A 21,348-nucleotide genomic window follows, 5' to 3' on the forward strand; every position below is an offset into this window, starting at 1 on the left:
TTTAATCTTTAAAAGGTGTAATTGAACGCGAACGAATAGTTACTACCTGGTTTGTAGCTGCTTTGCGGGCCATCGCCGGTATCGTATTTTTTGTTCTTGTTAAAGTCGTAGTAGAAGGTTGCCCGTTGATTGAAGATGTCGCCGGCGTTGAATTTGATTTCGCCTTTGCTCTTTAAAACCTTTATGCTCAATTGTGCGTCAACCACATCCCTTGGTGCTTCCCAAACGCTTTGGTACTGGGCACCTGCGGCTACCGACAGCCTGCGGCCAACCCGGTTATAAAGTGCATTAAAGCTCATCTTATTATCCAGGAAGGTGTGCTGCAAACCGGCGTTGATCACATACGGTGCCTGGCCAACCAAAGGGCGTTCTGTTTCTAAAAAGTTCAGTCGGCCATCGGTAGGGTTAATCGCTGTAGATTTGATAACCGATACGTTTGCGTAGGCCGATGTGTTTTTAAAGAAATTGCTTGTGTTTATAAAATCGAGTGTCTTACGGATCTCCAACTCGGCACCATAAACATTGGCTTTATCAGAGTTGAAGTAAGTAATCTTACGGGTTGAGGCTGCATCATCGTTATAGGCCTCAATAGCATGGGTGAACTTTTTATAGAAACCCGATACCGAGATAATTTGCCCTGCAGAAGGGTAAAGCTCAAAACGTAGATCAAAGTTATTGATACTTGATTTTTTCAGCAGCGGGTTACCTTGTTGGAAAGCAAGCAACTCATAATCGTAATAACTTGATGTGGCAAGCTCCCTAAACTCGGGGCGGGCCAGGGTACGCGAGTAAGATGCACGAAGGTTTATTTTTTCCGTAAGGCTATAAGTTAAGTTAGCTGATGGCAACACGTCAACATAATCCTGCTTAACTGCATCTGATGCGTTAGCTAAAAACTTCGGTGTAACTTCAACATTAAATTGTTCTACACGGGCTCCCCATACCAACCTTAACTTGCTGCTCAGCTTATTATCCAGCATAGCGTAACCGGCGTTGGTCATGGAGTTGGCCAGGTACGAATCCGGGCGGCCATCAATTTCATCCAGGCGGTAGACGTTGGCATTTATCAAATCTCTTCCAAACAAAGTGCTCAACGGTCTTTGTTTGATGGCATCGGCTGTAGTGGGGTCGTTATCCCGTATCACGGCACCCAAAAAGCGTGCGTCATATTCCCTGTCACGGTACAAAGAACTAAAGCCGGCTTTAAAAGTGCCTTTTTGCTTAAACATTTTAACCGGGAGCGAGTAGTTTAACGCACCGTTGTAAGAGTCTTCGTTCAGTTTAGCAAACAGGGTAGCATTTTCTTTGCCTAAGCCAGAAACGTTTGCCTGAAAAGGGTTGCCGCTGCCAATATTGCGCGAGTAACTGGTTTTACGCTGGCCGGGCTGGTCGTTAAGTACATTTGCGTAGCTTGCCTCCCAGTTAATTTTTGCGCCCTTGTCGCCTAAGGGGTGGTTACCTTCTATAGTTGATTTCAGCAAGGCTTTCTGCAAAAGATCGAAAGCGTAGTATTTCAGGTCGACACCCGAGCCGGTATTGCTACCTGTACGGTACAGGAACTGGTCGTCGAAAATCCTGTTGTAAACGTTTTTAAAGGTTATTTTATTCTTACCGTAGGTGTAACCAACGTTTAGCAATGCCCCAATGTTGGTAGAGAATTTGTAGATATCATCGTTATAATGATTATCGTAGTAATCGCGTTTTATATCGTTGCCGATAGTTTGCGTGTTACGGTACGTTAAGGCCAATATAGCACCAAAGCGGTTGCCGCTTTTCAGGTCTTTCACCTTACCAATAGTAAACTGGTAATTTTGAGTTGGCAGGGCGGTGTTTTTGTAAATATTATAGTCGGATGGCAGGCTTCTTAACAAACGGATGTTACGATCTGTAGTTAAACCGTTAACAATGCTGTTATACGAGGAAAAACCATTAGCCAATTGCCTGTCGCCGTTATCGAAACCGAAATAATCGGTTGCGTTACGCGGGCCGCTCAGGAAATCTTTAAAGGTAGAAGCGGTGTTATAACCACCGCCTATGCCGAACGAAACGAAATTCTGGTCTGGCAAATCTTTGGTGGAGATATGGATAAGGCCACCTGCAAAATCGCTTGGCTGATCTGGCGTGGCTGTTTTAGTAATGGTAAGGTTCTCTACCAGGTTTGATGGTACGATATCGAACGAGAATGCCTTCCTGTTAGGCTCGGTGCTTGGTAAGGCGGCACCATCAAGCAAAGCAGAGTTGTACCTATCGCTCAAACCACGGATAACCACAAATTTATTATCCTGTACGGTGGCACCGCTTACGCGTTTTAAAACGTCGGCGGTGTTCCTGTCTGGCGAGCGGCGTATAACTTCTGACGATATACCGTCTGAGATAGAAACGCTGTTCTTTTGCAAAGCATACAGCGCCGTTACCGACTCCTGGCGGTAGGTTGCTTTAATAACAACCTCGTTTAGCGCCGTGCTTACCGATGGCGCCAGGGCAACATCAAGCGGGGTTGCAGCATTGGCTTTAACCTCTATATCAGATATCGATTTTGTTTGGTAGCCTATATACCGCACCAATATAGTGTACCGGCCCGGCGCTATGCCGTTTAGCGAGTACCGGCCCTCTACATCTGTAGCAACACCTTTGGTAGTACCCTCTATGCTCACCGTTGCGCCTATGAGGGTTTCACTGTTTTTCTGATCTATTATCTTACCAACTATTTTACCTGTATTCTGGGCATTGGCGGTTAAACCTGCACATGCAAATACAAGTATTAAACCAAGGAAATGTATAACTTTTTTCACCATTAATATTTTGATGCAAAGCTATCCCACACATCTTTCCCCGGCGATTTTTGGCCATTATCAAACCATTATATGTTATCATGCTTATGGTTACCAATGGTTCAATATTATAACCATTTATACTTAAGGCCGCCGCGCCAATGTTAAATTAGCGCCCGCATATGCACAAACGGGCACTAAACCGAACACACCTTGCTGCTTAATTACCCGCTACCATCATATCGTTAAGCTTGCCGTTTACCTTATTTAGCACCCTTATGCAATTGTACATTTCCTGCCAGGTGAGGTCCTCGGCCATTTGCTCTTCAAATACGCTGAACAGGTTGTTCATTACCCCTACAGTATCCTGCGCCTTTGCGGTAAGCGATAGCAGTTTGCCCCGGCGGTCTTTATGGTTTACGGTTTTGGTTACGTAGCCTTTCTCTTCCAGGGCCGCAATAATGGCCACCATGTTCGATTTTTCTATCAACAGCGTATCACAAATAAACTTTTGTGTGCTACGGCCGCCCTGGCGGCTCAGCAGCAGTATTATTTGATAATGCTGATAAACGTCTATCTCTTTTAAAACGGTAAATAAATATTGATGATAGGATTTATTGGCCAGCATCAACTGCAGGCTTAAGTCTTCTCCGAAATTCATAATAAAAAGTTGAGGCCCGGGCGCCTGCGAAAAACAGGCCGACGGGCAAATTGCCGATTGCGTTAATTATTAATGGATGGGCTTAACAGCCGGCAAGGAAATCAAATAAGCAGGGTTTGCAGCCGAAGGTATTTCTGCGAAACGGGCAAGGGCGCTTTCCGGGAGAGGAAGCGCGAATAAAAATCTTTAAGCGGATACTGGCGGGCACAAAAAAACAAGCCGAACACCAGGAAAATCGCAAATATGGGCCGCAGTTTTAAATGAACCGGCGGCGAGGAAAGGTGCTTCTTTTTGATGAATTCCCAACTTGCATCATGTATGCCATGATCCACAACGGATTGAGATGACACTGTTTGTTTGGCAATTAAATGCCTGGGGTGGCTTGCCCGGTAGCCATAAAGCGCAACAGCAGCAGGCAGCACGTTTATGAACAACGTTATTGCCAGGAACAGGAACTTCGAAAACGCTTTTAACATTCGGATTGTTGATACACGGGTAACAATCAAAGTTCAGCATCTTACAGCCCGCAATCAACAAAACTAAATTTGTTAACCAAAGCTTAATGTTAATTAAACATTGGTAAGCTGGCGCCGTGTGTTACCCGGCAACTTCCAGTTCCGCTTCAGCTAACGGGTTCAATGCCAACTCCCGCAGGCAGTCAAAGTAATCGGCCGCAAGGTCGCCCCAGTTAAGGCGGCCGCTATATTCCAGGCCTTTCGCCACAAACTGCTCGGCAAGTGCGGGATTGGCAAGGGTTAGGGTAATCTTTTCTATGTAATCGGCAGCATCGTAAGGCTTACATTTAAAGCCATTGATACCTTGGTCTATAAAATCGGCAGATCCTCCCCCATCCGCTATTACGCAGGGCAAGCCCGATGCCATGGCCTCGAGCACCACATTACCATACGTTTCTGATACAGAAGGGAACAGGAAGATATCTGCCGAGGCATATAAAACGGAGAGTTGGCTATGGCCCACCTTACCGGTAAAAACGGCGTTGGGCATACGGGTTTTGCATGCTTTTAATGCGCTGCCATCGCCGGCAATTACGAAATTTACTGCGGGGTTCTGGCTTTGCATACCATCGTACACCTCAAAAAGCGTTTCGAGGTTCTTTTCCCATACCAGGCGGCTGGCAAATAATATAGTCGGGTTGTCGTTACCGGTAAGTTCGCGCAGTGCGCTTTTATTCCTCTTTTGGGGAGAGAAAAGGCCCGCATCCATGCCGCGTTTCCATATCTCCATCCGGTTGGCATGTACGCCCATTTCGGCAAGTTCCGCCTTCATGCTTTCCGATGGCACATATATCTTATCGCATTGGTTATAAAACAGCTTGTGCCGGGCAACTACCAGCTGCCGGGTGCTGTTTATTAAAAACGGCAGGTGTTTGAAATAGTAATCTATATAGGAGATGAAATGCGTGTGGTAGATCGTCATTACCGGCAAGCCGTATTGCCGTGCGTAGTTTAACCCGAAGTTGCCCAGTAACGATGGCGTGGCAATGTGCACCACATCGGGCGCAAATTTGCGCAGCGCGTGCTTCATGCGGCTTTCAGCTAATACCGGCAAGGCTAATGAGTAGCCCTGGTTTACGAACAAGGATACATGCGGCACGCTCATGCTCTGATGGCCCTTAATGCTCTCCGGCCCTTCGCCGTATATAAACAGGAACTCGAACCGCTTATCGTCTATACGGTCAATCAGCTGGTACATGGTGCGTATGGCACCATCCAGCCCTTCGGTCAATATCTCGGCAAAAAAGGCTACGCGTACCCTCGGCCCGGTATAGGCAGGTGCAACAATGCCCCACTCGTTCATCATATAATCCCCTCCTGTTCAGAATGGCACCGGCGCGCTACGGCGGCCTTTACGCCTCATTTTAGCGCGTTGCCTTACTTCGTTTAAAGCGCTTTTATCTTTGGGCGTGCGCATGGCCACCCAAATTACGAATGCTGCTATCGCCAGCATCACCAGGTCGATTGTAGTGTATCCCGCTTCCATAATAGCCTTAATTTTATGATAATAAAGCTACGGGCTTAGTTTAACCGTGGTGTTAAGTTTATATTATGATACGCCTTCATCAAAAAGCGATCGTCTATGACTTGACAGACGTACAATTCATAAGACGTTCCGCTGGAACGTAAGAAGGTTTTTCGGTACTTTCTACCCATGAAACATCCCGAAAGGCAATGTCATTATTTAAATATTAGTAACCTCGTAGAGGTTAAAGCTTTGTAGAAAAACATAGCAAAAACAAGGCAACGCCGTTAGGTGTTGAACTCCATTTTGTTGAGTACCTACGGCACTCTATGTTTGGATGGCTGGTTTGCTACAAAGCTTTCACCCTTACAGGGTGACAAGGTTGCTTTAATAATGACATTACCCGAAGGGATGAAGAAAAGAAGCCGTTCCGGGGGAATGTCTCATGGGTAGAAAAGAAATGCGGCAATTTTCACTTTCCATCGTAATGTTTTATGAAATCTGCCCTATGATGGGCTATTATTCATCAAAACAGACAATAAAGCCTGGGGCCGTTGGCGTTCGGCAAGCATCATTGGGGTGACTCCGACTTGATTTGGTAGGTTGGGGTTTGCGCCGTAGCGCAGCAGCAACTCTATTTGGGGCAAAGGATATTTCTTTTTTACGGCATGGTGCAGGGCGGTGTTGCCCTGCTTGTCGGCAGCGTTGGGGTTGGCGCCATTGGCCAGCAGCCATTCGGCCAGGGCAAACCTTTTCCAGTTGAACGCCGCCAGCAATGGCGTTTCGCCTATGCTGCTATCGTCTATATCGGCTCCATGGCTTTTAAACAGGGCGGAGGCTTCGGCATCATCATACCACACTATGGCAAACATGCAATTATGCGGGTTGGCACCATTCATCAACAGCCAGGTATAAAGGGTTTTGTTACGGCCGCGCGTATAGGCATACCAAAGCGGCCGGGCCGGGAAAAAGCCGCAATCCCCATCCTTAATGCGGTGCACCGCATCGATATCCATTCCGCTGTTTAACAATAACTGCAATATGCGCAGACTGTCCGCTTCCTTATCCGGATGTTTTGCTATCACTGCGGCGCACAGGTAATGCAAGGCGTTCTTGCCATCGTCCTCGGCCCAGGTAAGCCATTTAGGTTCGTAGTCCAGTAGTTTTTCAACTGCGGATAAATCGAGGTTTTTGATGGCGGTGATAAATTTGTTCATAGGTTGAATGTTTTAATCTTAGAAGCTGTCTAAAATATAATTCGTTTTAACCGAGGATGATCCCCGGGGCGGAATCTACCGTAGAGACGCAATATTTTGCGTCTCCGTTATGCAAATCCCATCCTGCCAATCCGTTTTGTGTGGCGGGAGACGCAAAATATTGCGTCTCTACGAAAAACTAAACCATTTTTAACAGCTTCTTAGAAATCGCAACTCGCCACGCGGGCATCGCCGCAACATTTTCGAACCCCATAGGCAGCTGTTATTAATCTTTACATATCGTAGCCAGCGCCCGCAAATCGGGCCAGCCGTATCCGCCGTCGAAATCGCCGTTGGCTGCATACAGCCTTTGCCCACCCATGGCTTCGTAAAACCAGCAGGTGGGGTTTTCGGGGGCGGCAAACAGCAGCATATTATTGATGCCGATAGCCATGAACCTATCGGCACAAACGCAAAGCATCTTCTTGCCGAAGCCCAGCCGCTGGTATTCTTTCAAAAGGTATGTCTTATTCAACTCGCCATCATAAGCAGGCATGTTGGCGTGGGCGTATCTCATGCCTTTTAAAAAACCTACCAAGCCGCCTGTGGGGCCTTGCAGCACCAGGCAAAACCAAGTGCCATCCATCTGTTTAAATTGTTCTGCCCATTGCCAGGCGCGGAGGGCGGCAGTGGGCGGATTTTTCACCATTGGATAAGTTTGCGCCCAGGCAATGGCGTGTAATTCCGCTAAAGCAGGGATATCTTCGGGCACCGCATCACGAAGCACGAACTGCTCAACCCTTTCCCCGCGCTCGCGCAACAGCCTGGTATTAGCAGCCTTCGATGGTCGCGTTAAAGCAAATAATTGCCGAAGGACTGCATTGCGGAGGTTTTTTATATTCATATAATTCGGCGCTTTATTGCCCGATAAATCTACCTATTCATTGCTTGCTCATCGCCCAAACATCATTGCTGTATCTAAAGTCCGGCGCATCGGGTGTGCCGCCATATTTACCGCCGGTAATATATATCTTCTGCTTATAAACCGCAGCAGCCATTGCACCGCGCGGCGACCAAGGGGCAGCCTGCGTATGCCAGCTTTTGCCGTCGGCGCTATAAAGCACCTGGCTTGAAAAGCGCCCGTTGCGGTTACAACCCAATAGCCATATCTTATCATCAAAAACTACCGGTGCATAGCCAAATATCTCCTGGCCTTTCAAAATATATGGCGTTACCTGCTGCCAGTTTAACCCATCGGCAGAACTCCATACATCGTTGTCCAGCAAGTACAGTCTGCCATTAAATTGCAGCACCAGGCTGTTGATGCGCTTACCATAAGGCAGGTTATCCTTAACCTTTACCCAATGTACGCCATCTGCCGAGTTCCACATATCGGCATAGGTATGCTGTGCATCTTGCCCGCCGCTTATCCATATTTTGCCGGCAAACACAAAGGGCCGGTAAAAAAATCGGGGCGGCAGATTGCTTGCTGTTGCCAGTGTTTCCCAATGCTTAAAATCGGCACTTCGGTATATGGCTGTCTTCAGCGTAAAATGCTCGATATTCCCCACAAAATGGCCCAAGCCATAAATTGCGCCCTTAAACGGCACATAATCCAAAAAAGCGTGATTACCAATGGCGTTGGGTAGGGCCGACTTGCGCCACCTGGTACCATCGGCACTGTACCAATTGCCATCGGGATGGATTACCCACAAAGTATCGCGGATGCAGAACATCTGGAAATTATAGCTCTTTTTCCAGCCGGCACTATCCAACAGTTTCGTCCATACGTAGGCGGAGCCTTTACCGGGCAAAGTGAGGTTGCCCGGTGCCGCGTTATTTTTGGCCGACTTATTCGAGCAGGATAACAGCCCTATAAAGCAAACAAAAATCAGGTTCCGTTTCATCATACTGTTTAGCTTAAAAACATGCGTTGATGTTATTTTATAAAATCGTCATGTTGAATTTATTTCAACACCCCATCATAAAAGCAGCCATTTGCTTATCCGCCATGCGCGCCGACCACCTGCCGTGTGGGGTCCCGAAACAAGTTCGGGATGACGTCTGTGGTTATTTCCCCACTCAAGCCACAGCCTCGGCAACGCGTATATAGTAGCCGTTTATATCTATAAAGGCAAACTCGCGCAGGCCGTAAGGATGTGTTCGCAGCTCATCGGCCAACGGTATACCTTTCTGCCTGAACTCCGTATAAATTCCGTCGATATCCTTTACGAACCACATCAGTGGTAGGCGATGATTATCGTTGTTGATGTCGGCCACAAAAGCAGGGTCCTGCGCAAAGAGCAGGCGCATATCGTCGCGCCGGATGCCGCCATCTGTATCGCCAAATTGCCAGTCGTCGTGAAAGCCCAATATATCACGGTACCATGCGATGGTTTCGGCAAGGCTTTTTACAGGCAGGTGCACACCGCTGCGGATGAATTTCATTGCTTTTATCCCGATGATTTAAAACATTAGTATAAATGTAGGCACAAAGCGGGCAATAAAGCAATATGCGCCGTAATATAGCCGGGCGATAATTAAGCTGTTGCGATAATATGGGGGAGTATTACCCTATCAGGGCGTTGGGGGATTTGCCGCTGATCATCGATTTATTGATTAAGCCGGCGGGCATGCCAGGTAATCAATAAATCAGTACATCAAGTATCCGTTTCCCTCTATCATATCGAGGGTCGGCGGCGTGGCTTATCCTGCCAGGCAGTGGCGTTCGCGGGAGGCCAGGCTGTTTAGCTTCTCTTTCAGGATAGCACGTGCGCGGTGCAGGGTAGTGCGCGATAACAGTTCGCTCATGCCAAGGCTGCTGCCTATTTCCTGGTGCGAATAACCCTCAATGGCATACATGTTAAAAACCGAGCGGTAGGTTTTTGGCAAGGCCTGTACCATCTTCATCAGTTCCTGTGCTTCCAGTCCGTTGGCGTTGTAGCTGCTGCTTACCGGTATGTTCTGCTCGGCAAAATCATCAACCAAAACCATGGTTTTTGCCTTGCGGTAGCGAGAGATAGCGCTGTGTACCATTATACGGCGTATCCATCCTTCCAGGCTGCCGTCGCCACGGTAGTTGCGCATGTTCTTGAACATTTTGATAAAGCCTTCCTGCAGTATATCCTGCGCTTCGTCTTTATCTTTGGCGTAGCGCATGCACACGGCAAGCATTTTTGGGGCCAGCATCTTGTACAACTGTTCTTGTTGTTTCCTGTCGTTCTGTAGGCATCCTTCCCATAGGGCGCTCAACTTTGTGTCGGTGTTCGGTGTCATGGTGATATTGTAGTGATTTGGTATATGCCAAAATTCAACCATTTTTTTAATTGATTGATTTTCAGCTGATTAATTTTTAAAGCGATTTTTTACCGTCCGCTTCCGTACAGTTAGCGTTCTTTAGCGTACGTATTGATTTGTGTGCGCTATACACTAAGTATGAAGCCATACGATACCCGACGTAATTGCGCTACAATAAGCTGCTTAATTTGGTTATTTAGGGTGTTTTAACGGGGTGGGGAGGGGTGAAAAAACGCAGCTATGTGGCTATTTAAACGCGAAGAAAAAAACGCAAAGATCACAAAGTTTTTTTTGGTGATGAGTTGTAAATTTTAACGATAAATGCAGCCCTCCAATTAAAATCTTTGCGTCCTTTGCGCTCGCCAACAAGCAAATCTTTGCGCCCTTTGCGGTTAAATAATCGCCGGGCAAATAAGCAAATATGTACCTTTGTCGCATCCGGGATAAAAACCCGGCATTGCATCATGATAAAAGAAACAGAAATTGTTTGCCCTCCCGGGCAGCACGAAGATGAGGCTGTATTGACGGCGCTTGCTTCGGCGGCTATCAACATACCCCAGCAAAGGATACAGGGTGTAAAAATCCTGAAACGCTCTATAGACGCCCGCGGCCGCAAGGTATTGTACCGCATGCAGGTTGCCGTTTATATAGACGAACCCCAATTACCCGAACATTACGACCATCAGTATAAAAACGTAAAGGATGCCCGGCAGGTTATCATCGTAGGTGCTGGTCCGGCTGGTTTGTTTGCGGCCCTGCAGTGTATAGAACAAGGCTTAAAACCCATTATAGTGGAGCGCGGCAAGGACGTAAAGCAACGCCGCCGCGATTTGGCCAATATTAACAAACAGGGCCTGGTGAACCCTGAATCGAACTATTGCTTTGGCGAGGGCGGCGCGGGTACGTATTCCGACGGGAAACTATACACGCGCAGCACCAAGCGCGGCGATGTTACCGGCGTGTTGAAAACCTTTGTGGCCCATGGCGCTACCGAGGATATCCTGGTTGATGCCCGCCCCCACATAGGCACCAATAAACTACCGCAGATCATCACCGCCATGCGCGAGAGCATCCTGAATGCCGGCGGCGAGGTGCTGTTCGATACAAAAGTTACCGGCCTGCTGGTGCAATTCGGCAAGATACTGGGCGTGCAACTGCCCGATGGCGAGAAACTGCTTTCCGATGCAGTGATACTGGCTACCGGCCACTCGGCACATGATGTATTCCGGATGCTGCATGCGCAGGGGATACTGATAGAAGCCAAGCCCTTCGCACTGGGCGTTCGCATTGAGCATCCTCAGGAAATTATAGACCGCGCCCAGTACCACTGCGATGTTCGTGGCCCCTACCTGCCCCCCTCTTACTACAATTTGGTAGAACAGGTAGACGACCGGGGGGTATTTTCGTTCTGTATGTGCCCCGGCGGCATCATCGCCCCTTGCGCCACCGCAGCCGATGAGATAGTGGTAAACGGCTGGAGCCCCAGCAAGCGCAACAACCCCTTCGCTAATTCGGGTACGGTGGTACAGATAAACATGGAAGATGTAAAAGGCAACATGGCAGATCCATTCCGGATGCTGGATTTTCAGCAGCGGGCCGAGCACCTGGCTTTTAAAGCCGGCGGCGGTAACCTGGTTGCCCCTGCCCAGCGCATGGTTGATTTTGTGGAACGAAGGGTATCTGCCAACCTGCCCGAAAACTCTTACCTGCCCGGCTGCAAAAGCACAGACCTACTTGAAGTACTCCCCGATTGGATACATGCCCGCCTGCGCAAAGCACTTCCGGCCTTCGGGCGAAAGATGAAAGGTTACTATACCAATGAGGCTATATTGGTTGGCGTAGAGTCGCGCACCTCCTCGCCCATAAAAGTCCCCCGCGACCGCGAAACTTACCAGCACCCGCAGGTTGCGGGTCTATTCCCTTGCGGAGAAGGAGCCGGTTATGCAGGTGGAATTATCTCGGCAGCCATAGATGGGGTAAACTGCGCAAACGGCGTAAAAACCTACCTGGGATAGTTGGAAAAAAAAGAAAAACATCCCTTTTTTTTCGCCATTTGAGCAAAAACACGGAAAAAACGTCAGTGTTTTGGCAGGGTTTTCAGCACTTTGTATATGGCTTTGCCCCAAAATTCGCCCAAAGCAATGGCCCCTTTTTTATTGGGATGCAGGTAAAATGTACCCTGCCTGCCCGGCTCCGCCTGGAAGTCCGTTAGGTAATTCTTCTTAAAATAGGCGAAAGCTTTGGTATCGCCAACAAACACATGGCCGGGGTTGGTTAATTGATATCTCGCGGCAAGTGCATCTATTACAGGCATATAAGTCTGCAGGCGGGTAAGACCCTCCTGCAGGTAAGTGGCACCATTTTGGGTATTGGGGCTGTACCAAACCGGGTGCTGGTAAATAACAATTGCCGCCGGGAATTCCTTCAACAGCGTATCGGTGATGGTTTTTAAGTTAATGCCGTAATCGCCAACGGAAACCGGAGCACCGTGGGTGCCTTTTACGGCACTGTCGTTGGTGCCTATTTTTATGGAAAAAATGAGTTGGGCATCCTGGCCGGCAAATGCTTTTGCAGCTTGGACTACGGCAATAAAAGCAGGCGTGCCCGGCAAAAAATCGAGTGTGGTGTAGCCGCTATGTCCCTGATTACTAAAGGCTATTGCGCCAATCCCCTTCTGCTTTTGCAACCATGCCGATGCCACAACCGGCGGTGCCTGCGTAGCAGGACTATCAAGGCCTGCACCGTAGGTAATGCTATTGCCGATGAACACTATGTTGAGGTTGCGGGTTTGGGCTTGGGTGGTTGTGATGCTGAGAAAGCAGATTAGCAAACACAATATAGATTTATGCCGATTCATTATTTCTTGTTAGGATGCCTGCTCATGTGAAAAACGGACATTATGACAATTGTTCGATTGGAATCATCTATCCGATATAAAATCAGGAATGGGAAATCGCGTACAATTGTCTCGCGAAGCTTCCCTTTTAAAGGATAGTGTAACGGGTGGCTACTAATCGTCCGAATTTTAGCCAAAACAGCATTTTCGAACCTCAACCCCAACCCAAGCCGTTGCTCCTCGTACCAATCGCTGCTTTCTCTTATTTCTCGTTGGGCTCTCTGGAGTACCCGAAAATTATAACTCACTTCCCGGCACGTTGTTTTCTGTTTAACTCCAGCGACACTTCCAATTCTTCGAGGGTTACACCCTTATCAATCCCGTCCTCGTATCTTTTATATTCCTCATCCAGTTCGGCCACAAAACTTTCATCCTCCGACCAATCATACCCTTGCACTATCTCCCCCTCTAATATCACATACAGCGCTTCCACTTTTTTATCGTCGGCATCTCTGATATAATCGTATAAGCGTTCCCTAATTGCTGTTGTTGTCATAACCTAACTGCTTTAAACAAATTTACTTATTTTGATTGACGATATCAACGCGTTATCGTTTACTTTGATTTACTATCTTTAGGTAAAATCTATCCTTATGAAAGTCCCATTTTTATTATCAATCGCAATGTTGGTTATTGCTCAGGCACTTGGTCAAAACAAGGTACCGCAATGCGGGTGTCCGCGTAGTCAATACACAACTGGCCAAGCAGACACGGTTTTTAAATTAGCCAACGGAATTAAAATTGCATTATGTGGATACCGAGAAAAAGACATTATTTACAACACACGACTTTACTCGGAATTTGTGTTATCTAAATGTGGCACCGACAAAATCATTAAGTTTTGGAGCGCAACTGAAGTTTGTAGTGTGATAGTTAAAGGCAACTTTATTTCTGTTCAGCATGTTGTTAATTTGCCGGTCGGCAAGAATATGAGTTACAAACAGGTTGTTTTTTATCGGGAAGATTTTTATAACGGAGGAACCCTTGGTGCTATTGCTTTTAACACTAACATACCACATTACACAGCATCACAAATAAAAAGCGTGATAAAATTATACTCCAACACAAAAAACGAGAACAGCGAAACACTTTCGGATTTAGCAGATAAATTGTTAATAAGTGCTGTATCGGGCAGTAAAAAAGCAGCCCAGCTCCTGTTGAACTTCAAGGAGAAATTTACAAACATAGATGGTCACATTGCAGAGGAATACAATAACACCTTGCAGTTGTATTCTCGCGCAATAGAGCATTAAAAACACCGCCACTGGTTGATCAATACTATCAACGCTTCTCCACCCTATCATAAAATCCACCGAAGGTGTTCATCTTCACCGCATCTTCGTTGAAGAAATCGCCGGGGAAGCCTAGTTCTATCTTGCTGGCATCATCCAGTTTTTTGATTTGCTCTACGCTCAGCTTTACATCTACTGTTTTTAGATTATCTTTTAGCTGGTCTACCTTGGTTGCGCCTACTATTGGGATACATTGGAATCCTTTGCTCATGGTCCATTGCAGGGCCACGTGGCTTTCAGATACGCCGAGTTCTTCGGCAATCTCCATCACTACGCGGGTTATCTTTTCGGCGCGCTGGTTAAGGCGATTGCTTTCGGGTTTTATGCGGCCTTTATCGCCTTTTAAGTATTTACCGGTTAGTGCGCCGCCTGCAAGCGGTGCCCATGGCGTAACCGTCATGCCGAAGTGTTTGGCCATCGGTATCAGTTCGCGCTCGGCGGTACGGGCCAGCAGGCTATACTCTACCTGTAGCGCGATGAATTGGCTCCAGCCCATCAGTTCGGCAAGGGTGTTTCCTTTGGCTACTACCCAGGCGGGCGTATCGCTGATTGCTGCGTATGTTATTTTACCTTGTTTTATCAGGTCGTCCATGCCGCGCAGCACTTCATCAATGGGGGTTATATCGTCCCAAATATGCAGATACAGTACATCTATAAAATCAGTCTTCAAGCGTTTAAGGCTGTCCTCTACGCTGCGCATCATGTTCTTGCGGTTGTTGCCGCTAGCGTTAGGGTTGCTAAGGTTATCCTTTAGGGTGTATTTGGTAGCCAGCACAAAGTAATCGCGGTCGTGATGGCTAATGTAATCGCCGATGATTTTTTCGCTGGTGCCCAGTTTGTAAATATTGGCGGTATCTAAAAAGTTGCCGCCCTCTTTGGCGTAAGCATCCATAATATCGAAACTGGTAGCGGCATCAGCCCCCCAGCCGGCTTCGGTGCCGAAGCCCATAGTGCCCAGGCAAAGTTCAGATACCTTAAGGCCCGAACGGCCCAATAGTTTGTATTTCATTTTCGGTGTTTTTAGATGAAACAGATATAGCAAAGCTGCTGTTTTACATGCTTAAATAAAAGCACCGGGTAAACAATAACAACAGGCGATTGTAAATATATAAATACAAAGCCCATGAAAATCATCACCCTGCATAAAGCCATAAACTCCGGCGAGCTCTTCAATCACCTGCAAGAACGGCTGAACCCTATTTTTCAAAAACAAAGGCAAAGCGATATCAGCTTCAACATCCAAAAAACACCAGGCGGCATCACCATATCGCAGCCCGATTTATATGAAGGCGTATTATTTAATATAGAAGTGAACGGACAGGAACTGTGGATAACCCGTAATGAGCATTACGTGGACGATGTAAACTCAATAACACTTGAGTCAATCCTGAATAGTCTATTCGATGATTTGTCGGAGGGCTTGGGGACAGATTTGGTACAAGAAGGGTAATAAACACGAATTTCACGAATAGCGCGAATTACACGAATTCTTTAAGCCTGCCGCAAACCAAAAAAAGCCCGCTTTGCAGCAGGCTTCTTCTTATATATTCCTAAAAACTACTGTCCGTGTATCCAGCTGAATTTGTACTCCAGCATGGGGTTTTTCATGCGCTCGGCTACGCGTAATAAGCGGGCGGGCAGGTTCATGATATAGTCGCGTGCTTTTTCGCCGTTTGCTTCCAGCCCGGTTACACTTTCTATGTGCCAGTCTTCTATCAGCTCTTTCAAAATATCTACATAATCCAAAGCGGTGTAAATGCCCAGGCGCTCGGCAGCATCGGTAAAGTGGCCGAAGGTTTGGCCAACCTTTAAGCCAACTTCGCGCAGGAAATGCGCAGGCATAACAATTTTTTTGCGCATCATATCCTCAAAAGCCAGCATGGCCTCATTGGCGTCTACTTCAAAAATCTTTTCTATAAAATATTTGTATGCTTTTGCATGGCGGGCTTCGTCGCCTGCAATAACACCACACATTTTTGAGAGTAGTGTATCGCCATCTTTTTTTGCTGCCGATGCCACCCTGCGGTGAGATACATTGGTAGCCAGCTCCTGAAAGGAGGTATAAATAAAGTTACGGTATGGATCGCGGCCGGTACCAATGTCAAAACCATCGGCAATAAGCCATTGGGTGCTTACCTCCATCATGCGCATATTTACGCGCCCGCTTAGGTAAAGGTATTTATTTAGCAAATCGCCGTGGCGGTTTTCTTCGGCCGTCCAATAACGGGTCCATTTCATCCAGCCGCCTTCTTCGTTGTGCGATACACCTTCAACCATGGTGAGCCACGATTCGTAGGTAGGCAGCGCCTCCTCGGTAATGGTATCGCCAACCAATACAGCAATCAAATCATAAGATAAACCTTTCGCACTCTCCTGCAATTCTTTTATTTCGCTGAAAAAAGTAGATCGCGATGCATCAGGCAAAAAGTCTGATGGTTGCCAGATGGTATCTACAGGTTTAAGGAACTCGAACATCTTCTCCAGCATGTGGGGCTCGATGTGCGACATAACCTCCTTACGTTTTTCTTCAAAAAAGTGCATAGTACAGTATTAGCCTACAAAGTTAATCAATTAATTACATTATTGTTTTGCCTGTTTATAATCAATGGCATCCATCATGCCGGTTGATAGGTTCGTAACAGAGGGCTGGCCGTTAAATATCGAAAAATTACTGTTATAATCCCAATGGATACCCGGAATATCTAACTTTTTTAAAGATTGCCGCACCGTTTTGATGTACCGGTAACGGCTGCCTTCATCGCTGTATTTGCGATACACGCCATACTCGCCGCAAATGATGGGCACGTAATACTTATTACCCCAATTTTTTACGATTTGCAACTTATCCCGCACCGATTGCTGGTTGCCATCAATCCTGTACTGATAATAATTGTTCTCGCCCCAGGTACCTATTACGCCGGGGTTCATGGGTGGGTAGGTTTTGGGGTCGTAGGGGAAGGGGATACCCGTGGTAGATACCTGGTCGCCCACCCAATCGGCACCCTGATGGGTAAACATAAACGGCTCGTAAAAGTGGAAGGTGTAAATGATGTTCTCATCGGCCAATCTTTCCATACGGCTCAGTTCGTAAATGCTGTTATAATTGGAGGCGCCTACTATCAACGTACGTTTGGCATCCTCTTTGCGTATGGCGGTAACGATGTTGTAGGCAGCATCTTTCCACACTTTGGGGTTTATGGGGCCGGGTTCGTTGTAAATCTCGAAAAAAAGTAAATTGGGGCTCTCTTTTTTGTACCTTTTAGCTAATAATAACCACTGGTTAATTACCTTTTGGGTTTCGGTTATATAATTATTATCATTTATTTTACCGTAATGGTAATCTATGATCAATTTCATATCGTATAACTTACATTGTTTCAAAACTTCATCAATGTGGGCAAATACTTTCCCAACAGGGATTTTCACGGTCTCGAAATGTTCAAATGCTACGGGTAAGCGTATGGTGGAAACTTTAAGTTTTTTAAGCAGTTCGTAATCGGCCTTTTTTAGAGGATTTGCGCTTAACACATCCTTGTTCCACCATTGTTCGAGCCATGAAATGCTCACACCGTTATCAAGGCTTTTAGCACGCTTGAATGCTATCTGCCTTTCGTTTAACGGAACTGGTTTGCTTTTTGCATTAAAGCACTGCATAATTATAATTAAAGGTATAAATAGCACCCTTTGCGATAATTTTAAAAGATTTAAGCTAAGAGTGGTATTTTTCACCTATGTTTAATGTTGCAACCGTTAACTGGTCAGAAAAACTTATTATAATTTAACAAATAATGTTTGTTCAAATATCGAAAGAAGAATATAAAAAGGAAATCTTAAAAAAAGCGTGGTACCAAACCAATAATATCATTTGGACCATTATTTTCCTGTATCCCATCTTTAGCATTGCAGACTTTATCTATGCCAATAATATCTGGCTACAATTTTTGATAGTGCGTATCATTACCGTACTTATTATACTGGGCCTGTACAATTTTTTCCAAACCAAAAAGTATAATTACAGGCTGCTGCTGCACCTCTGTTTCTTTTTCCTCTCGGTAACATCGGCCATATTATGTAACCTGGTAAGGCTGGAGGTTGAGCTTATCTACTTCCTTATCTACTCGGTTATCGTGCTGTTTTTTAACCTGCAAGTTTTTTGGGAGCCGGTAAACTCCATTATCCAAACGTTGATCGCCTTATTGCTGCTGGCTATATTCTATAACCTGCTCAACGAATTTGCGCTGGATCTTGTAATCAACAACGGCATCTTCTTTTTCATCATCGCGTTCATATCATGCCTTATACCTAACGCCCGCTACAAGGTTTTAGCGCGCGAGGTGCGATCGCAGATACTCATCGAGAAATCTAACGATCAGCTAAAAGACCAGAACCGCGACATTAACGAGAAAAACAACATCATCGATCGCCAGTACGAACAACTGCGTAAGCTGGACGACCAGAAGAACAGCTTCATTAACATTGCCGGGCACGATCTAAAAAACCTCATCAGCCAAATTACGATGAGCAATAACCTGCTCAAAGACGAGGATTACCGCCTAAGTGCCGACCAAAAGGAAATGAGCAATTACATCTCCGAATCGGCCGAAAAGATGCAGTACATGCTAAACAAACTGATGGATGTAAAGGAGATCGAATCGCCTGAGATTAAGTTCAATATGGAGATTTTCGACATCAACGCCGAGGTGATGCATGTGTTTAAAGGCTTGCAGGAAACCGCCCAAATGAAGAACATACACCTGGTAGATAACATACTGAAATTGCCGCTTAATGTGAAGCTGGATAGGGTGTTTGCAGGGCAGGTGTTCCAAAACCTACTCTCAAATGCTATAAAGTTTTCGCAAACAAACAATAACATACGCATTGTTACCAGCCTGCAACGCCAGAAATTCGTTTTCGAGATCATAGACGAGGGCGTGGCCATTGGGCAGCAAGAGCTGGATATGATGTTCAACAAGCTTAAAACGCTTAATGATGCATCGGCCAGTATAGAGAGCCGCCTGGGCCTGGGCTTGTCTATAGCCAAACTGATGACCAAGGAGCTTGGCGGCGAAATGATGTACCGCAGTGACGATAACGGCAATTATTTCAGAGTAGAATTTTACGTAATAAACTAATACATATAACCACAATGAAGAGACTATTTACCCTTTTGGCTTTTATAATGTTGAGCACAACTTGCTTTGCGCAACACATTATTTCATTTAAGGCGATGGGCCACGATGACGACGAGCCGGTTTACGGTATGAGCGGAGCCACTTCCTTCTACTTCAAAATCACGCCCGAGTATGAGATAAATGGCAGCAAGTTGGTGGTGTATTTCGAGCCCTCGCAGGCTTTAATTAGGGAAAAATCATACGTAAACTTATTCATCGGCCCAAAACCGGTTTACAGCGCCCGGTTAACTAAGGATTCTATACAGAAGATATCCATCAACCTTACCAAGGCCGATGTAACGCCGGATAACTACATCAAAATTCAGGTTAAAACGCTATTGACAATTACCGACGACCCGTGCCGCGATTTGGATAACCCCGCTATGTGGTTAAAAATTAAGAACTACTCCTACTTGTCGTTAGTAAAGAGCAATAAAAACTTCTTCAACAACATCAATATCAGCAATTGCTTCGATGGCAAAAGAGCTATCGTTTATCCGGCAAACCCTACGCTGCACGATTTAAAGGCTGTTGCCTGGGCGTATTCGCGCATGAAGAAAACGCAGCAGAAAACCATTGGCGTGTATGAGGAAGGCAAACTGCCCGATACCATACGCAACTATATAAAAGTGGGTATGCTATCGTCATTAAGCGGCACCGATAGGTCGCTGGTAAAAGTTACGCCCCAAAACAACCAGGGCTTATTTTACCTGCATAAAGCTATCAGCACGGTTACAGATACCATTACGCGCATGGTTGAGAACAAGGGCCAGCTTACCGCAGTAAAATCGGTTGCGCAGGAAGTAGTTCCTACCGAAATATTATACGTTACCGGTGGCGACGATCAAGGTTATGAAAAAGCTATCACCGCTTTGGGTAACATGAATATCCTCAACTCTACCTTCGGCGATTACTTGTTGATAAACAAGGCCCAGAACCAGTTCTTCAAAACCGTAGATGAAAACCGCTCTAAACTTTCGCTTAAACAAATAGGCGGCGTTAGCGACTTCCTTTCGGGCATTGGCTCGCTGAAAAGCGCGTTCAACTTCAAAAACTCCGATTTTAGTTTCACTCCTAAAGAGGTGGAGATACGTATAATAGGTAACTACAGCAGCCTTAACCCAGGCGACCGTGGTTTCTTCAACATATACCTCAACGGTTTATTACTGAGCAGCGAGAAGCTGGATGCATCGGGCAAGTTGAATACCACCATAACCATAAACCGTTACCAGCACCATAAATACAACACGCTGGAGGCCGAGTTCCGTTTTTATCCTAACAACGGAAATTGCAAAAACAGCTTTACCAATTTCTTTGCCGAGGTTGATGTAGATAAATCGTACCTGGAGTCGAAGAACCCCTTCATCACCAGCGACCTCAGCTTCTACCAATATCCCGAAGCCTTCAACAGCGGTACTACCAAAATTGTGGTAAGCAAAGATTACGCTAAATATGCTGCCGGTGCCATGGGCGAGATTATCTACGAGTTGAACAACAACATCAACGCAAACAACTTCCCCGATTTTGTTTACTCAAATGGCCCGGGTGGCATACAACCATCAGAGCTTAGGAAGAACAACATTATCGCTCTTTTAAGCAAAGATGACCCTTTGTACAAAGAGTTCCCGGATGCGCCTATCAATTTTGAGAAGAATTTCCGCCTGTATAATACAGATAACAACACCATTGTGTACCAGCTATCTGATACCACCTCAAATGGTTTGGCGCAGATATTCTATGGCCGCAACAACAACGCTACACTGGTGCTTACTGCCACAGGCAAGCATTTGGCAGAAGCTTTCTTATCGGCCTCCAAATCCATCACAGAGCAGCTATCTACCTTAAGCAGTAACGTTTGTATATCTGATGTAAACAACAACAAATACCTGTTCAACATCAACAAAAGCAGTGATAACCTGGAGTATATTGATACCAAGAGTGCGCTTACCCGTTTCTGGGATACCTACAACCTGTACATATTGCTGGGTATATTAGTGCTGATATTGCTTTCGTTCCTGTACATCCGTTCGAAAGTTCAGAAATCACAGGAGCTGTTTAATGATTAATGTACCCGGTGCATGTTC

21 protein-coding genes are annotated in these 21,348 nt (G+C 46.2%); 5 read left to right on the forward strand and 16 right to left on the reverse strand.

The features are described from left to right. Positions 1-8: 8 nt before the first annotated feature. The 10 genes from AC1DYT_RS19550 to AC1DYT_RS19595 form a co-directional block, all read right to left on the reverse strand. Positions 9-2,795, reverse strand: a complete 2,787-nt coding sequence (locus AC1DYT_RS19550) for a TonB-dependent receptor (RefSeq protein ID WP_477471210.1) — start codon at positions 2,793-2,795, stop codon at positions 9-11. A gap of 196 nt (positions 2,796-2,991) precedes the next feature. Further along, positions 2,992-3,432 (reverse strand): MarR family winged helix-turn-helix transcriptional regulator, encoded by a 441-nt coding sequence (locus AC1DYT_RS19555; protein ID WP_477471211.1) that lies wholly within the window; start codon positions 3,430-3,432, stop codon positions 2,992-2,994. Positions 3,433-3,533: 101 nt separating this feature from the next. After that, a complete protein-coding gene (locus AC1DYT_RS19560; RefSeq protein WP_477471212.1) occupies positions 3,534-3,908 on the reverse strand; it encodes a hypothetical protein in 375 nt (124 codons plus the stop codon). Between the two features lie 121 nt (positions 3,909-4,029). Then, positions 4,030-5,253 (reverse strand): glycosyltransferase family 4 protein, encoded by a 1,224-nt coding sequence (locus AC1DYT_RS19565; protein WP_477471213.1) that lies wholly within the window; start codon positions 5,251-5,253, stop codon positions 4,030-4,032. 15 nt (positions 5,254-5,268) lie between these two features. Further along, positions 5,269-5,433, reverse strand: a complete 165-nt coding sequence (locus AC1DYT_RS19570) for a hypothetical protein (RefSeq protein WP_477471214.1) — start codon at positions 5,431-5,433, stop codon at positions 5,269-5,271. Between the two features lie 485 nt (positions 5,434-5,918). Next, the gene (locus AC1DYT_RS19575) at positions 5,919-6,629 is read right to left on the reverse strand and encodes an ankyrin repeat domain-containing protein (protein ID WP_477471215.1); all 711 of its coding nucleotides are present in this window, start codon (positions 6,627-6,629) and stop codon (positions 5,919-5,921) included. 265 nt (positions 6,630-6,894) lie between these two features. After that, the gene (locus AC1DYT_RS19580; RefSeq protein WP_477471216.1) at positions 6,895-7,512 is read right to left on the reverse strand and encodes an N-acetyltransferase family protein; all 618 of its coding nucleotides are present in this window, start codon (positions 7,510-7,512) and stop codon (positions 6,895-6,897) included. A 37-nt stretch (positions 7,513-7,549) separates the two neighbouring features. Continuing rightward, positions 7,550-8,518, reverse strand: a complete 969-nt coding sequence (locus AC1DYT_RS19585; protein ID WP_477471217.1) for a DUF6242 domain-containing protein — start codon at positions 8,516-8,518, stop codon at positions 7,550-7,552. A 172-nt stretch (positions 8,519-8,690) separates the two neighbouring features. Then, the gene (locus AC1DYT_RS19590) at positions 8,691-9,056 is read right to left on the reverse strand and encodes a VOC family protein (protein WP_477471218.1); all 366 of its coding nucleotides are present in this window, start codon (positions 9,054-9,056) and stop codon (positions 8,691-8,693) included. 258 nt (positions 9,057-9,314) lie between these two features. Then, entirely contained in the window at positions 9,315-9,884 is a 570-nt protein-coding gene (locus tag AC1DYT_RS19595) for an RNA polymerase sigma factor (protein ID WP_477471219.1), read from the reverse strand. Between the two features lie 485 nt (positions 9,885-10,369). On the opposite strand from AC1DYT_RS19595, the gene AC1DYT_RS19600 reads away from it, so the two are divergent. After that, entirely contained in the window at positions 10,370-11,920 is a 1,551-nt protein-coding gene (locus AC1DYT_RS19600) for an NAD(P)/FAD-dependent oxidoreductase (protein WP_477471220.1), read from the forward strand. 62 nt (positions 11,921-11,982) lie between these two features. On the opposite strand, the gene AC1DYT_RS19605 is transcribed toward AC1DYT_RS19600, so the two are convergent. From AC1DYT_RS19605 to AC1DYT_RS19615, 3 genes are read right to left on the reverse strand one after another with little or no spacing between them, the layout of a single operon-like run. Next, positions 11,983-12,762 carry a GDSL-type esterase/lipase family protein gene (locus AC1DYT_RS19605; RefSeq protein ID WP_477471221.1) on the reverse strand — a complete coding sequence of 260 codons (780 nt, stop codon included), beginning with the start codon at positions 12,760-12,762 and terminating at the stop codon, positions 11,983-11,985. Continuing rightward, complete coding sequence (locus AC1DYT_RS19610; protein WP_477471222.1) at positions 12,762-13,049, reverse strand: type II toxin-antitoxin system RelE/ParE family toxin; 288 nt, start codon at positions 13,047-13,049, stop codon at positions 12,762-12,764. The genes AC1DYT_RS19605 and AC1DYT_RS19610 overlap by 1 nt, the downstream gene beginning before the upstream one ends. Then, on the reverse strand, positions 13,046-13,297 hold the full coding sequence (locus tag AC1DYT_RS19615) for a hypothetical protein (RefSeq protein WP_477471223.1): 252 nt from the start codon (positions 13,295-13,297) through the stop codon (positions 13,046-13,048). Before AC1DYT_RS19615 ends, AC1DYT_RS19610 begins: the two co-directional genes overlap by 4 nt. A 97-nt stretch (positions 13,298-13,394) precedes the next feature. On the opposite strand from AC1DYT_RS19615, the gene AC1DYT_RS19620 reads away from it, so the two are divergent. Then, on the forward strand, positions 13,395-14,054 hold the full coding sequence (locus AC1DYT_RS19620) for a hypothetical protein (protein WP_477471224.1): 660 nt from the start codon (positions 13,395-13,397) through the stop codon (positions 14,052-14,054). A gap of 28 nt (positions 14,055-14,082) precedes the next feature. Here AC1DYT_RS19620 and AC1DYT_RS19625 read toward each other — a convergent pair whose 3' ends face one another. Continuing rightward, positions 14,083-15,102, reverse strand: coding sequence for an aldo/keto reductase (locus AC1DYT_RS19625; protein ID WP_477471225.1), 1,020 nt, complete (start codon positions 15,100-15,102; stop codon positions 14,083-14,085). 114 nt (positions 15,103-15,216) lie between these two features. Between AC1DYT_RS19625 and AC1DYT_RS19630 the strand changes: the two genes are divergently transcribed. After that, positions 15,217-15,543, forward strand: coding sequence for a hypothetical protein (locus tag AC1DYT_RS19630; protein ID WP_477471226.1), 327 nt, complete (start codon positions 15,217-15,219; stop codon positions 15,541-15,543). 107 nt (positions 15,544-15,650) lie between these two features. Here the strand turns inward: AC1DYT_RS19630 and AC1DYT_RS19635 are convergent, their stop codons facing one another. Both AC1DYT_RS19635 and AC1DYT_RS19640 read right to left on the reverse strand, forming a co-directional pair. Beyond that, positions 15,651-16,634, reverse strand: a complete 984-nt coding sequence (locus tag AC1DYT_RS19635; protein WP_477458034.1) for an acyl-ACP desaturase — start codon at positions 16,632-16,634, stop codon at positions 15,651-15,653. Between the two features lie 39 nt (positions 16,635-16,673). Next, complete coding sequence (locus AC1DYT_RS19640) at positions 16,674-17,747, reverse strand: glycoside hydrolase family 5 protein (protein WP_477471227.1); 1,074 nt, start codon at positions 17,745-17,747, stop codon at positions 16,674-16,676. A 134-nt stretch (positions 17,748-17,881) separates the two neighbouring features. On the opposite strand from AC1DYT_RS19640, the gene AC1DYT_RS19645 reads away from it, so the two are divergent. Beyond that, positions 17,882-19,225, forward strand: a complete 1,344-nt coding sequence (locus AC1DYT_RS19645) for a sensor histidine kinase (RefSeq protein WP_477471228.1) — start codon at positions 17,882-17,884, stop codon at positions 19,223-19,225. 14 nt (positions 19,226-19,239) lie between these two features. Further along, positions 19,240-21,330, forward strand: a complete 2,091-nt coding sequence (locus AC1DYT_RS19650; RefSeq protein WP_477471229.1) for a cellulose biosynthesis cyclic di-GMP-binding regulatory protein BcsB — start codon at positions 19,240-19,242, stop codon at positions 21,328-21,330. Positions 21,331-21,348 lie beyond the last annotated feature (18 nt).

Source organism: Mucilaginibacter sp. P1_D10, from assembly GCF_056406215.1.